Annotated in this window: 14 protein-coding genes; 3 read left to right on the top strand and 11 right to left on the bottom strand. The window is 61.5% G+C overall.

Translation table 11 applies throughout. From position 1 onward, the window contains the following. Nucleotides 1-9 precede the first annotated feature (9 nt). The 9 genes from hutG to ftsY form a co-directional block, all read right to left on the bottom strand. Entirely contained in the window at nucleotides 10-933 is a 924-nt protein-coding gene (hutG, locus tag M2367_RS18690) for a formimidoylglutamase (RefSeq protein ID WP_224431794.1), read from the bottom strand. Next, complete coding sequence (hutI, locus tag M2367_RS18695) at nucleotides 926-2161, bottom strand: imidazolonepropionase (protein WP_259237796.1); 1236 nt, start codon at nucleotides 2159-2161, stop codon at nucleotides 926-928. The genes hutG and hutI overlap by 8 nt, the downstream gene beginning before the upstream one ends. 163 nt (nucleotides 2162-2324) lie before the next feature. Beyond that, nucleotides 2325-3647, bottom strand: a complete 1323-nt coding sequence (locus M2367_RS18700; protein ID WP_259237798.1) for a YjiH family protein — start codon at nucleotides 3645-3647, stop codon at nucleotides 2325-2327. Between the two features lie 219 nt (nucleotides 3648-3866). Next, nucleotides 3867-4571: a histidine utilization repressor gene (gene hutC, locus M2367_RS18705; protein ID WP_259237800.1), complete on the bottom strand. Its 705-nt coding sequence runs from the start codon at nucleotides 4569-4571 to the stop codon at nucleotides 3867-3869. Nucleotides 4572-4582: 11 nt separating this feature from the next. Beyond that, nucleotides 4583-5242, bottom strand: a complete 660-nt coding sequence (can, locus tag M2367_RS18710; protein ID WP_042040052.1) for a carbonate dehydratase — start codon at nucleotides 5240-5242, stop codon at nucleotides 4583-4585. 124 nt (nucleotides 5243-5366) lie between these two features. Further along, a complete protein-coding gene (rpoH, locus tag M2367_RS18715) occupies nucleotides 5367-6221 on the bottom strand; it encodes an RNA polymerase sigma factor RpoH (RefSeq protein ID WP_042040053.1) in 855 nt (284 codons plus the stop codon). Nucleotides 6222-6664: 443 nt separating this feature from the next. Next, nucleotides 6665-7618: a permease-like cell division protein FtsX gene (gene ftsX / locus M2367_RS18720; RefSeq protein ID WP_259237802.1), complete on the bottom strand. Its 954-nt coding sequence runs from the start codon at nucleotides 7616-7618 to the stop codon at nucleotides 6665-6667. After that, a complete protein-coding gene (gene ftsE, locus M2367_RS18725) occupies nucleotides 7618-8286 on the bottom strand; it encodes a cell division ATP-binding protein FtsE (RefSeq protein WP_005892754.1) in 669 nt (222 codons plus the stop codon). Before ftsE ends, ftsX begins: the two co-directional genes overlap by 1 nt. An 80-nt stretch (nucleotides 8287-8366) precedes the next feature. Next, entirely contained in the window at nucleotides 8367-10169 is a 1803-nt protein-coding gene (gene ftsY / locus M2367_RS18730; protein ID WP_259237803.1) for a signal recognition particle-docking protein FtsY, read from the bottom strand. 112 nt (nucleotides 10170-10281) lie between these two features. Here ftsY and rsmD point away from each other — a divergent pair, with 112 nt between their 5' ends. Both rsmD and M2367_RS18740 read left to right on the top strand, forming a co-directional pair. Further along, a complete protein-coding gene (rsmD, locus tag M2367_RS18735; RefSeq protein ID WP_259237804.1) occupies nucleotides 10282-10908 on the top strand; it encodes a 16S rRNA (guanine(966)-N(2))-methyltransferase RsmD in 627 nt (208 codons plus the stop codon). 97 nt (nucleotides 10909-11005) lie between these two features. Next, complete coding sequence (locus M2367_RS18740; protein WP_259237806.1) at nucleotides 11006-11305, top strand: DUF1145 domain-containing protein; 300 nt, start codon at nucleotides 11006-11008, stop codon at nucleotides 11303-11305. Between the two features lie 48 nt (nucleotides 11306-11353). On the opposite strand, the gene M2367_RS18745 is transcribed toward M2367_RS18740, so the two are convergent. Together M2367_RS18745 and fabR are read right to left on the bottom strand one after the other, a co-directional pair. Further along, on the bottom strand, nucleotides 11354-11719 hold the full coding sequence (locus M2367_RS18745; RefSeq protein WP_042040062.1) for a YijD family membrane protein: 366 nt from the start codon (nucleotides 11717-11719) through the stop codon (nucleotides 11354-11356). Between the two features lie 32 nt (nucleotides 11720-11751). After that, nucleotides 11752-12372 (bottom strand): HTH-type transcriptional repressor FabR, encoded by a 621-nt coding sequence (gene fabR / locus M2367_RS18750; protein ID WP_042040063.1) that lies wholly within the window; start codon nucleotides 12370-12372, stop codon nucleotides 11752-11754. Between the two features lie 136 nt (nucleotides 12373-12508). Between fabR and M2367_RS18755 the strand changes: the two genes are divergently transcribed. Next, the gene (locus M2367_RS18755; RefSeq protein WP_259237809.1) at nucleotides 12509-13627 is read left to right on the top strand and encodes a fatty acid desaturase; all 1119 of its coding nucleotides are present in this window, start codon (nucleotides 12509-12511) and stop codon (nucleotides 13625-13627) included. The last annotated feature ends 22 nt before the right edge of the window (nucleotides 13628-13649 follow it).

Here is a 13649-nt window from a genome sequence, read left to right on the forward strand (position 1 = left end):
TCGGCCCGCTTATCTTGTTAATTGGTGAATGAGACGGGCGGCCACACGGGCGCTGATGCCGTCCCTATCCAGGCTCGGGTTCAGTTCGGCCAGATCGGCGAGACGCAGCTTGCCGCTGGCACGGATCTCGGCGATCAGGGGTTCTATCAGATTCAGGGCCACCCCATGGGCGGCCGGGGCACTGACCCCAGGCATCTGGCCTGCGGGCAGCACGTCGAGATCTATGGTCAGATAGAGGTGATCCACCTCGGCGATAAAGGCCTCCAGGCCCAGGATCACGCCAGGTAGCTCCCGCTCCGTCATCTCTTCATCCTTGACGATCCAGACATTCAAATCGTCGGCGCGGGCGAACAGCGCCTGGGTGTTGGCCGTCTCGGCCACCCCCAGGCAGGCATAGCGAAATGCCGTGCCCTGCAGTTGGCACTGCTCGGCGATCTGGAAGAAGGGGGTGCCTGAGCTCGCCTGAGGCGCCTTGCGGCGCAAGTCCAGGTGAGCATCGAAGTTGATGATGCCGACGCGGCCACGGCCAGCCAGATGGCGGTTGAGGCCACTCCAGCTGCCGAACGCCACTTCATGGCCGCCGCCCAGTACCAGGGGGAATTGGCCATCGGCCAGCAAGGCCGCAACCCGTTCGGCCAACTGCTCGTGGGCCAGCTCAAGCTCGCCATCCAGACACGCGACATCCCCCGCATCCCAGGCCGGGCGGCGACCATGCCAGGCGGTATTGGCCAGCGCCTTGCGGATATGCAGGGGCCCCTCGGCGGCGCCGACGCGGCCCTTGTTGCGGCGCACCCCCTCGTCACAGGCAAAGCCGATCAACGCGACGCCCTTGGGGGATCCTGGCTGCCAGGGTTGGACCCGGTCGTGCCAACGCAGGGCCAGCTCACCATCTTCCGGATCCTGACGACCCTGCCAGACGCTCATATCAACCATGAATAGTCTCCTTGCCATTGACGACGCGGCACACCGGCTGCTCGACACCGACCAGATAACTGAGCTCGGCGGGATGGGTGCAGCTCCAGACCACGAAGTCCGCCAGCATGCCGACCCGCAACTGACCGAGCCGCTCCTGCTCCCCCAAGGCACGGGCGGCGTGACGGGTCACTCCGGCCAGGGCCTCGGGGGGGGTCAGGCCAAACAGGGTGCAGGCCATGTTCATGGCCATGCGCAGGGAAACAATCGGAGCCGTACCCGGATTGATGTCGGAGGAGACCGCCATGGGCACATGGGCCCGGCGCAGCGCCTCGATCGGCGGCAACTTGGTCTCCTTGAGGAAATAGAAGGCGGTGGGCAGCAGGGTAGCGACCACGCCGCGATGGGCCAGGGCATGGATGCCGTCGGCATCCAGGTGCTCGAGGTGATCCACCGACAGGGCACCGAAGTTGGCGGCGAGGGTGCTGCCCCCCAGGTTGGAGAGCTGATCCATGTGCCCCTTCACCGGCAGGCCGTACTGGGCGGCGGCGAGATAGACCTGCTCTGTCTGGGCCAAGGTGAAGCCGATGTGCTCACAGAACACATCCACCGCATCGGCCAGGCCCGCCTGCGCGGCAGCCGGGATGATCTCCTGGCAGATGGTCTCGACCCAGGAGTCAGGATCATCCTTGCATTCGGGGGGCACGGCATGGGCCGCCAGCAGTGTGGTCTTGACCCGGATAGGCAGAGACTGACCGAGGCGGCGGGCGACTCGCAGCATCTTGAGTTCATCCACCAGAGTCAGGCCATAGCCGGATTTGATCTCGACCGTGGTCACCCCTTCACGCATCAGCGCCTTCACCCGTGGCAGGGCGAGATCGTAGAGCTGATCCTCGCTAGCGGCACGGGTCGCCTTGACGGTGGAGAGGATACCGCCGCCACGCTTGGCGATCTCGGCATAGGGCACCCCTTTGAGGCGCTGTTCGAACTCTTCGGCCCGGCTGCCGGCGAACACCAGGTGGGTATGGCAATCGATAAGGCCCGGCGTCACCAGCTTGCCCTTCATGTCCTGCCAGTGAGCGGGGAAACTGCCCTTGAGTTCATGCATGGGCACCAGCGCCTGGATGACGCCATCCCGCACGCCGATGGCATGAGGCTCCAGCAGGCCATAATCGGCCAGATCGGGCCGCATGGTGGCTGGTAATACGTTGAGCCAGACCCGCTCGCAGTTCAACAGTTCCTTGTTCATATCGCCCCCACAAATGTATATACAATACGTTATAGCCGATCTCTAACAGAAAATACAGCGACGAGATCACATCTTGATAACAGTGGATTTACTTGAGTATAGCCATGAAAAAGCCCACCTGAGGGTGGGCTGATATCACACAGATATGTATATACAATTAAAATCAGGCGAGCCAACCCATGGCGATGGCCAGATGGCCCACGCCCCCGGCCAGCAGCAGGCCCAGCAAGGTACGAATGAGCCAGATCGCCAGCAACTGACCCACCCCGAGCGGGATCTTGGTGGCGAGGATGCAAGGGATGGAGGCAGACAGGAACAGCACTGAGCTGACCGACACCACGGCCGCCACGAAGCGCACCAGCAGATCCGCATCCTTGAGCAGGATGGCAGGCAGGAACATCTCCGCCAGCCCAGCAGCCAGGGATCGCGCCGCCACCATGGGTTCATTCATGTCGAGCAGCCAGGTGATGGGCAGGAAGATCCAGCCGATCACATCGAACAAGGGGGTGTGCTGAGCCAGCAACAGCCCCATCAGCCCCACCGAAAGGATGGAGGGCACCACGGCCGCCGCCATCTGCACCCCATCACGCAGGTTATCCAGCAACTGTCGCCAGGTGGCTGGCGCTTGCCGGGACTGGTTCAGACCCGCGGCCATGGCCGCCTGCCAGCGATTCATGCCGACGGGCAGAGGATCGTCCTGGCTACCGGCATCATCGAGGCGCGAGATGGGGGGAATGCGGGCCGTGATGGCGGTGATCAGGAAGGTGATGACCAGGGTCGACCAGAAGTAGAAGTTCCAGTAGGGCATCAAGTTGAGGGTCTTGGCGACGATGATCATGAAGGCCGCCGACACCGTCGAGAAACCGGTCGCGATGATGGCCGCTTCGCGCAGGCTGTACTTGCCCGCCAGATAGACCCGGTTGGTGATGAGCAGACCGACCGAGTAGCTGCCGACGAAGGAAGCGACCGCATCGATGGCGGAGTGACCGGGGGTGCGCCAGAGGGGACGCATGATGGGCTGCATCAAGACGCCAATCAGCTCCAGCAGGCCGAAGCCAAGCAGGAAGGTGAGCGCGAGGGCACCGATGGGGACGATCAATCCCACCGTCATCGCCAGCTTGTCGAACAGGAAGGGCAGACGATCCGGGGTCATCAGCCAGGCCGGGCCCACCCCGGTCAGGTAGAGCACCGCCAGTCCCAATCCAAGCAGCTTGAAGACGGTCAGCACCCTGTCGATGGGGCGGGCACGCCAGCTGCCATTAAACAGAGGCGCGCAGGCGCCGTAGAGGATAAGCGCCATCACCAGGCTGACCGCCAGGGTGCGCTGCGCCACGAGCTGACTCGCCAGATGATCCACCAATATGGTGCTCTTGCCCCCCAGCTCGAAGGGCACGAAGAAGCTGCCGATGCCGATGATAGCGGTGATGATCAGCTTGAGGGCCGCACCGGCCCCCGTGCTGGGTGCCATGACCTGTTCCCTTTCCATCTTGTCTCTCCCTGTTGTCTTGACTCAGTGTTGACTCACCCTGGTGGGTCGTCTGCGTGGACGACCTTAAATGTATATACATATCTACACCAGTTCACCGAGAAGGACAAAACAAAAAATTAACAGGTTTGAAACATTGGGATCCCCGTTGGATCCCGGCAGGATCCCAGGCCAAAAACAACAAAGGCCCACGAGGGGCCTTGTTGTCGAGCCTTGGGCTCAGGACATGCGGGTCTGGGATCTCAGCTTGTAACGGGATCCCGGCGACAGCAACCGGGCGTAGGAGACCAGTGCCCCTTCCGACCAGGTACGCCTGTGGAGCAGCAGACAGGGAATATCGACCCGGATCTGCAAGAGCCCCGCCTCCCCCGCACTCGGCAACACCGCCTCGACCACGTGCTCCATCTCGGAGAGCGGGCAGGCCTCCATCAGGTAACGGTTCGGGGTCTGGCGCGTGAAGTCCTGCTCCCCGTAACCGGGCAACTGCCGGGCATCGACGAAACGCTCCTCAAGCTGCAGCGGCTCCCCATCGGCCTGATGGACGATCAGGCTGTGAAAAATGGGGGCACCGACTCGCAGACCCAGCTGCACCGCCACCTTCTCATCGGCGGCCTGACGTTCGAGGCGGATCACCCTGGCGCTGTACTCGGCACCCTGCTCCGCTATCTCGTCCGCTATGTTGCGAATGGCGAGCAGGGTCGACTCGGTACGCCTGTCTGCCACGAAGCTGCCGGAGCCTGCGGTGCGGTTGAGCCAACCCTCGGCCACCAGTTCGCGCAGCGCCTTGTTGACCGTCATCCGGCTCACGGCAAACTGCTCGCACAAGGCGGCCTCGGTCGGGATCCTGTCTCCCGCCTCGTAGTGGCGCGAGCGAATGCCGTCGAGCACGTGTTGCTTGATCTGCAAATAGAGCGCGGGGGCCAACGGCAGCGTCCTCAGCGACGGCGATGGGGCGGACGCTTGTCCGGCCAGGCGCGATAGACATCGGGGATCTGATCCGGCCCGCTGATGCAGAGATCGAGATCGTGCAGCAGACCATCCTTGATGCCGTAGATCCAGCCATGCACCGCCAGCTCCTGACCCTTGCGCCAGGCGTTCTGGATGATGGTGGTGTAGCAGACGTTGGCGACCTGCTCGGCCACGTTCAGCTCGCACAGGTAGTCGAACCGCTCGTGCTCATCCTCGATGGCCTCGAGCTCTTCGCCGTACTTGAAGTAGACGTCTTTGATGTTGCGCAGCCAGTTGTCGATGAGGCCCAGCTCCTGGTTCTGCATCGCCGCCTTGACGCCACCGCAGCCATAGTGGCCGCAGATGATGATGTGCTTCACCTTGAGCACCTCGACCGCATATTGCAGCACCGAGAGGCAGTTGAAGTCGGTGTGCACCACCAGGTTGGCGACGTTGCGGTGGACGAAGACGTCTCCCGGCAGCAGTCCCATCAGCTGGTTGGCGGGTACCCGGCTGTCGGAGCAACCGATCCAGAGGTATTCGGGGGCCTGCTGGGCGGAGAGGGTAGCGAAGAAATTCGGATCCTCGGCCTTGATCCGCTCCGCCCACTCGCGGTTGTTGGTAAACAGGTCGTTCAACAGTTTCACTATCTGCTCTCCCTACTGTGGCAGTGGCGGCAACATAACATACACAAGGGTAACCAAGGCAAGGCCGACCAGATGCTCTCGAAACAAAAACAGGGCCATCAGGCCCTGTTTTGTCGATGAAGCATCACGCCACCATGGCGTCTTTCAGCTTCTTGAGGGCGTTCTTCTCAAGCTGACGGATCCGCTCGGCGGAAACACCATAGCTGTCGGCCAGCTCTTGCAGCGTGGTCTTGTTGTCATCATCCAGCCAGCGTGCACGAATGATGTGCTGGCTACGCTCGTCCAGGGTCGCCATGGCCGCACTCAGACGACGGGTGGCATGTTTGTCCCAGTTGTCGTTCTCTATGGTCGCGGCCAAGTCGGAGGACTTGTCTTCCAGATAGTGAACGGGGGCGAAGCCAGCTTCGTCATCTTCGTCACCGACCAGGTCAAACGCCTGATCGTAGTTGCTCATCCGCGCTTCCATCTCGGTCACGTCGCTGACCGAGACACCCAGCTCATCGGCGACAACCCGCGCCTCATCATGACTGAACCAGCCCAGACGCTTCTTGGATTTGCGCAGGTTGAAGAACAGCTTGCGCTGGGCCTTGGTGGTGGCCACCTTGACCATGCGCCAGTTACGCAGCACGTATTCGTGAATTTCGGCCTTGATCCAATGCACGGCGAAAGAGACCAGGCGCACGCCGACACTGGGGTCGAAGCGCTTGACCGCCTTCATCAGACCTATGTTGCCTTCCTGTACCAGGTCTGCCTGGGGCAGACCGTAGCCGGCATAACTCTTGGCAACGTGAACAACAAAGCGCAGATGCGACATGACCAGCTGACGGGCAGCCTCGAGATCGCCACCCTGCTGCAACCGCATCGCCAGCTCACGCTCCTCTTCCGCGCTGAGCACGGGGATAGCGTTAACGGCCTGGACATAACCTTCCAGACTGCCTTGGGGGATAAGGGCCATAGTGCGTTGCAATGAAGTTCCCATCTTTTACCTCTTACTCTTCAGTCGCGCCAGTCTAGCATCCTCACCGAGGCTGTCTAGAAAGCGACGACTATTCTGCGGCCTGAATCAAGTACTGAACCAAGTCAGAACCCGACACATATTAGGAATGCGGGATGAATCAAAAATGAACAGCCAAAAAAAGGGGGTCACAGTGAAGGACCCCCGAAAAGTAGCATGCTAAGTCCATTGTTGCGGAGCTCGCAACCTTCACATGCTTGCCAAGTCTGACGAGCGGGGGTCTTACGCCACACCCGTATAAGTTCGATTTTAAGACTGCGTCACTTCAAAAAGGTTCCACGGATCTTGAGAAGATCCTGGCGATCATTGACGTCCAGATTACTCGCTGAACGCCTCCTGTGCCAGAAAGGGTCACTTTTTTACTTGATCCAGCTCGCAAAATCCAGCGAGTCTTGTCTAAAAATGGGTCAAGAAGGCTCGATATCACGAATGTGACGGTGGACCGAAAACCAGGAAGCGATGAGTCCAAGCAGTGCCCCGAGCAGTATCAGGTTGATACCGTCTACCCCGCCCATGCCGACCAGGCGGAAATGGCTGTTGTAGAGACCGGCCAGCTCCTTGACCACCCCCTCGCTCCAGATCACCATCACCTCGGTCAGCCACCAGGCCAGCATGCCGCCGATGACGCCGTACCAGATGCCGGTATAGAGGAAGGGTCTGTGGATGAAGGCATCGGTCGCCCCCACCAGCTTGAGCACTTCGATCTCGGATCGCTGGTTGAGGATATTCAACCGCAAGGTGTTGCCGACGATGAGCAGCACGGCGGAGAGCAGCAGCACCGCAATGCCGGTGATGGTGTGGCGCAGCAGGTTCATGATGCCCTGCAAGCGGGTCAGCCACTGCAAGTCCAGCTTGCCCTGTTCGATACCGGGTTCATTCTCCAGCTTGGCGAGCAGCTCGGCCGCCCCGTCCGGGTTCTGCCAGCGCGGATCCGGGATCACGCTCAAGACAGGTGGCAGCGGGTTGCTGTCCAGATAGTCGAGGGCATCGCCAAAGCCCGAGATCTCGCGAAACTCCTTGAGCGCCTCATCCCGGTTCATGTAGGTCACCGACTCCACCTCGGGGTAGAGCTGAATGCGCTGCTTGAGCTCCTGAATGTTCTGCTCCGGCAACTCTTTGCGCAGGTAAAGGGAGATCTGCGAGCTGTTCTGCCAATTGCCCTCCACCAGCTCGGCATTCTTGAGCAGCACATGGAAGCAGGAGGGCAGCGCCAGGCTCACACCAAGCACGGCCAGGGTCATCAGGGAGGCGAGCGGGTTACGCCACAGCTCGCCCAGACTCGCTAACGCCTGGCGCAGGTGATCGACCCAATACATGACGAAGCGGCGCAGCAGGGGCTGCTTGTGACGCACGATAGCCATCAGTAATCCTCCTGCTGGGAGTGCATTCGTCCCGCCTTGAGCGTGAAGGTGCGATAACGCATGCGGGCGATGAGCCCGAGATCATGGGTGGCGATGAGCACAGAGACCCCGAAGCTGTTGAACTCCTCGAACAGGCGCATGATGTCCATGGAGAGTTGCGGATCCAGGTTGCCGGTCGGTTCATCGGCCAGCAGCAGCGGTGGTTTGTTGACGATGGCGCGAGCGATACCGACCCGTTGCTGCTCCCCCCCGGAGAGCATGCGCGGCTGGTAGCGCTCCTTGCCGAGCAGCCCCACCTTGTCCAGGGCCGCCGCGACCCGCTTGTTGATGTCCCCATGGCTGTAGCCATCGATCACCAGCGGCAGCGCCACGTTGTCGAACACGGTTCTGTCCATCAACAGTCGGTGATCCTGGAAGATCATGCCTATTTGACGGCGCACATAGGGGATCTGGCGGCGCTGGATCCGGCTCACATCCTCCCCATGAAAGAAGACGCGGCCATCTGTGGGCCGCTCCATCACGCTGATGAGTTTGAGCAAGGTGCTCTTGCCTGCCCCGGAGTGACCGGTCAGAAAGCCCATCTCCCCTTTGCGCAGGTGAAAGTTCACCTTCTGCAGCGCCTGATGGCCACCGCTGTATACCTTGCTGACCTGATCAAAACGAATCATCTCTAGCCCCTGAAGCTGATCTGGCCCCTTCTGCGGGGCACTGGAGAGAGCAAGAGGCCGCCCAAGGCGGCCCGGCTTGCTTATTCGTCGCGGCTAAACAGCGCCTCGATGAAGTCATTGGCAACGAAGGGACGCAGATCGTCTATCCCCTCACCCACCCCGATGAAACGGATGGGGATCTGGAACTTGTCCGCCACCGCGAAGATGACGCCACCCTTGGCGGTACCATCGAGCTTGGTGAGGGTGATACCGGTCAAGCCCACCGCCTCTTTGAACAGCTTGGCCTGGCTCAGGGCGTTCTGGCCCGTGCCCGCGTCCAGGGTCAGCATGATCTCGTGAGGGGCCTCCTCGTCGAGCTTCTTCATGACCCGCACCACCTTCTTGAGCTCCTCCATCAGGTTGCTCTTGTTCTGCAAGCGACCGGCGGTGTCGGCGATCAACACATCGGCGCCACGGGAACGGGCGGCCTCGATGGCATCATAGATGACGGAGGCAGAGTCGGCGCCGGTGTGCTGGGCGATGACCGGCAGGTTGTTGCGCTGGCCCCACACCTGCAACTGCTCGACGGCGGCGGCGCGGAAGGTATCACCGGCAGCCAGCATGACGCTCTTGCCTTCGGCCTGGAACTGCTTGGCCAGCTTGCCGATGGTGGTGGTCTTGCCCACCCCATTCACGCCCACCATGAGGATCACATAAGGCTTCTTGCTGGTATCGATCACCAGGGGCTGCTCGACCTTGGCCAGCATCTCGCCCATGTCCTGCTTGAGCAGGCCATAGAGGGCTTCGCCATCCTTGAGTTGCTTGCGGCTGGCGTGCTGGGTCAGGCTGTTGATGATGCGGGTGGTGGTATCGACCCCGAGATCCGCGGTAAGCAACTGGGTCTCCAGCTCCTCGAACAGCTCATCATCTATCTGCTTGCCACTGAACAGGCTGAAGAAACCAGAGCCTATGTTCTCCCTGGTACGCACCAGGCTGCGCTTGAGACGGGCAAAGAAGCCCTCCCGCTGCGGCTTGGCCTGAGTATCATCGGCCACATCCGCCGCCAGAGGGAGCGCGGCCAGGGCGGCGGCCTCCTGCTCGGCGGCAACCCGGGCCGCTTCCTGCTCGGCAGCAACGCGGGCAGCCTCCTGCTCGGCGGCAACGCGGGCGGCCTCCTGCTCGGCGGCAATGCGAGCCGCTTCCTGCTCGGCGGCAACGCGGGCAGCCTCCTGCTCGGCGGCAACGCGGGCGGCCTCCTGCTCGGCGGCAATGCGAGCCGCTTCCTGCTCGGCGACAACGCGGGCAGCTTCCTGCTCGGCGGCAATGCGGGCGGCCTCCTGCTCGGCGGCAACACGAGCCGCTTCCTGCTCGGCGGCAACGCGAGCCGCTTCCTGCTCGGCGGCAACGCGAGCGACTTCCTGCTCGGCGGCAACCCGGGCGGCCTCCTGCCCGGCGGCAATCCGAGCCGCTTCCTGCTCGGCAGTAACGCGGGCAGCCTCCTGCTCGGCGGCAACGCGGGCAGCTTCCTGCTCGGCGGTAACGCGAGCGGCTTCCTGCTCGGCAGCAACCCGGGCGGCCTCCTGCTCGGCGGCAACCTTGGCCGCGTCTTCCTCCGGGCTCAGCAGCTCAGGATTGACGATGACGGGCTCCAGGGAGCTGGCGCACTCTTCGATCACCAGAGGCGCTGTGTTGAGATCCTCAGCCAAAGGATCGAGCAGGGGGTCTGCGTGCGGCAGGGAAGTCTCGCCGGACTCAGCGGAGATGATGTCGGTCGATGGGGAAGACGTGGCGCTGACGCCATCTTGGGTGCTGACAGTCTCGGATTGGGGTGTCTGTGGTTGGACAACCTCAGCCTCTTCTTTCTTGCGGCCGAACCCCAGCCAGGAAAACAAACCTTTTGCCATTTTTAAAAATACTCACTTCGTTGGCTGACTGCTAAGATAGCCGTCCCTCGGTGGGTCGGCATAAAAATGAACCGCCTTATACTATCACTTTATTTTCTGACGACGAAACGCGATGCCCAGAGTGAAATCCAGTCAAAACAGCCCGGCCCAGCGCCCGGGAGCCAAGGGTAAATCCGGCTTTGTCCGTATCATCAGTGGCCAATGGCGTGGTCGCAAGCTGCCGGTGCAGGATGTGGAGGGACTCAGACCCACCACGGACAGAGTCAAGGAGACCATCTTCAACTGGTTGGCCGCCCATGTCCGCGGCAGCCGCTGTCTCGACCTGTTCGCCGGTAGCGGGGGTCTGGGCCTGGAGGCGCTGTCGCGCTACGCCGAGCAGGTCACGCTGGTCGAGATGGACAAGGGTGCCGCCGATCAGCTCAAGAAGAACCTGGCGGCGCTGGGCAGCAGCCAGGGTGCGGTGATCCAGTCCGACGCCATCCACTGGCTGCAAGGCCCCGTCACCCCTTTCAATCTGGTGTTTCTCGATCCGCCCTTTCGCCGTGAGCTGCTGCCGCAAGTGTGCGAGCTGCTGGAGCAACGGGGTTGGCTGGCAGCGGATGCGCTCATCTATCTGGAGCGGGAGAAGGAGTTCGACGATCTGGTGCTGCCCGGCAACTGGCAATGTCTCAAGGACAAGCAGGCCGGTCAGGTCTGCTATCAGCTCTATGCAAGGAGCACCCCGGAGGCCTCTGCCTAAACGGTGTCTCATTTGGCGCGAGTGACTATGGTTGAACCACTGGGCCGCCTCTGCGTAAGATCTGTTCGATATTGGTGCTATTCAAGGGAGTTATACGATGGGACGTCTGCTTAATCTGCTGGCCATGGGCCTCACCCTCTTCTTCTGGTTTGGAGTCATCGTCAGCCTGGTGGTGACCCTGCCCGGCAAGCTGAGCAGCTTCTTGCCCATCTGCGGCGTCATAGTGGCGCTGATGCACTGGGTACAGGCCAGCATGATCCGCGCCGCCTGCAAGCCCCACTTCTTCGTGACCAACGGTGAATTTGTGCAGGTGCTGATCTTCGGCGTCTTCGGCATGCGCGACATCCGCGCTCGGCTCAAGGCCATTGTGGAGGCGGGCAGCAAACCGCAGTCATAAAAAAACCGGGTTGCCCCGGTCATCAATCTTGTCTGGAAGGCCTGCTTGTCAGGCCTTCTCTTTTTTACCGACGCTGAGACCCAGCTTGATGGAGAGCGCGGCCAGCAACAGCAGCATCATGATCAGCGAGAAGAAGTTGCTGCCAAGCTCGGGGTACTGCACTTTTTGCAGCGCCGCATGACCAAAACCGCCGATAAAGAAGCTGAGCCAGACGCAGACCGGCGTATTGCCTTCCATGGGTTCGCTCACATAGCAGCGATAGAGCTGATGGGCCGCCAGCAGGAAGGCGATGATGGGGAAGAAGGAGAAGGGCACGGGATCCGATACCAGCACAGCGAGGCTGGCGTCACCACAGATGCCGACCAGAAGGGCCAGCAGCAGGGGGCGTTTGGGAATGGTGTTGATGTCATGCATGGGGAAACTCCTGTTGGCTCCTGACGGTTGACTCAAGACATGGCCTCGCGGCGGCGCTGATGCTGCAGTTCGGCGCCCATGGCGATCATCCGCAGCTGGCGCACGGTGCGATCGGCCAGGGCCCGGCACTCTTCACTGCTCATATCCAACGCATCGGCACCGGCGCTGAAGACGATGGTCACCATGGCCTCGGCCTGGATATAGGCCTCCTCCCGTGGCGCCCCCGACGTGGCTTCCAGATAGTCGGTCAGCTCGGCGATGAAGTGCTGTATCTCCCGGGCGACCGCCTGACGAAACGCAGCCGACGTGCCGGAGCGCTCGCGCAGCAGCAATCGGAAGATATTGGGATTGTTTTCGACAAATTCCATGAAGGTCGAGACAGAGGTGATGATCACGCCACCGCCACCGGCGATCCGTTGTCGCGCCTGACGCATCAGTTGGCGCAGGGTCAAACCCCCCTCATCGACCAGGGTCAGCCCCAGCTCTTCCATGTCACGGAAGTGACGATAGAAGGAGGTTGGCGCTATGCCTGCCTCCCGCGCGACTTCTCGCAGACTCAGGTTGGAGAAGCTGCGGTTGGCACACAGCTGGCTGAACGCAGCGTCGATCAGCGTACGCCGGGTCTTTTCTTTTTGCTCTGCGCGAATACCCACGAAAACAGTCACCTTCCACGTATCGAGGCCAAATGATAACCCGAAGGCGGGTCAGGCTGTCACTTTTTTACCATTGACCCGCCGCCGGGTTGCACAGAGAATAGCGCACAGCTGTTAGCTGAAAAGGACACTCCGAATGGAACGCCCACCCATTATCATCTCCAACACCCTGCTGTTTGCCCTGACCGGGCTGACGGCTCTGATTGCCGTGCCCTGGTACGGTCTGACCCATGGCTTCGATGGCTGGCAATGGGCCAGCTTCCTGGTGCTGTTTTGCTATTGCGGCATCTCAATCACCGCGGGCTATCACAGACTCTGGTCCCACAAGACCTACAAGGCGCACCCGGCGCTGCAGTGGCTGTTCGCCATCGGCGGCGCCCTCGCCCTGCAGAACTCGGCCCTGCACTGGTCCTCGGATCACCGCCGCCATCACCGCAACGTAGATGACGATCATCAGGATCCCTACTCCGCCAGCCGCGGCTTCTGGTACTCCCACATCGGCTGGATGCTGCGGGAATACCAGGGGGATCGCTATCACGACTACAGCAATGTGCGGGATCTGCAGAACAACCCCGTCGTTGCCTGGCAGCACAAACACTATCTGGCGCTGACCCTGGCCACCAACATCGGCATCCCGCTGCTGCTGGGGCTTATCCACGGCGATCTGCTCGGCATGTTGTTGCTGGCCGGGGTGCTGCGCATGGTGATGACCCACCACACCACCTTCTTCATCAACTCCCTGGCCCACATCTGGGGCAGCCAGCCGTTCACGGATCGCAACAGCGCCCGCGACAACGGCATCCTCGCCTTCTTCACCTTCGGTGAGGGCTATCACAACTACCACCACCTGTTCGAGAACGACTACCGCAACGGCATCCACTGGTGGCAGTTCGATCCGACCAAGTGGTTGATCCGCTGCTCCGCCTGGCTGGGGCTGGCCAGGGATCTGCGTACCTGCCCGGAGGAGCGCATCGAGCAGGCACGGCTGCAGATGCAGCTCAAACGCGCCCATGCCAAGCTGCAAAAACGCGACGACATGGAGATGTGGCAGACGCTGCTGCAGGAGGAGTACGACAAGCTGAGCCAGCAGTTGCAGCACTACTACGCCAGCCGCAAGCGCCTGCTCGAAGAGCGTAAACGCAAGGCTCTGGCCCGCTACGATGCCCTCAAGCTGCAGCTCGAATACCGCAGCCTCAAGGGCGGCTTCCGGGTCAGTCGCCGCAACTGGAATCGCCTGCTGGCCAACCTGACCTGAGCGCGCAATCGACAATAAAAAG

Source organism: Aeromonas sp. BIGb0445 (genome assembly GCF_024809075.1).
GTDB classification, from domain to species: Bacteria; Pseudomonadota; Gammaproteobacteria; order Enterobacterales; family Aeromonadaceae; genus Aeromonas; species Aeromonas rivuli.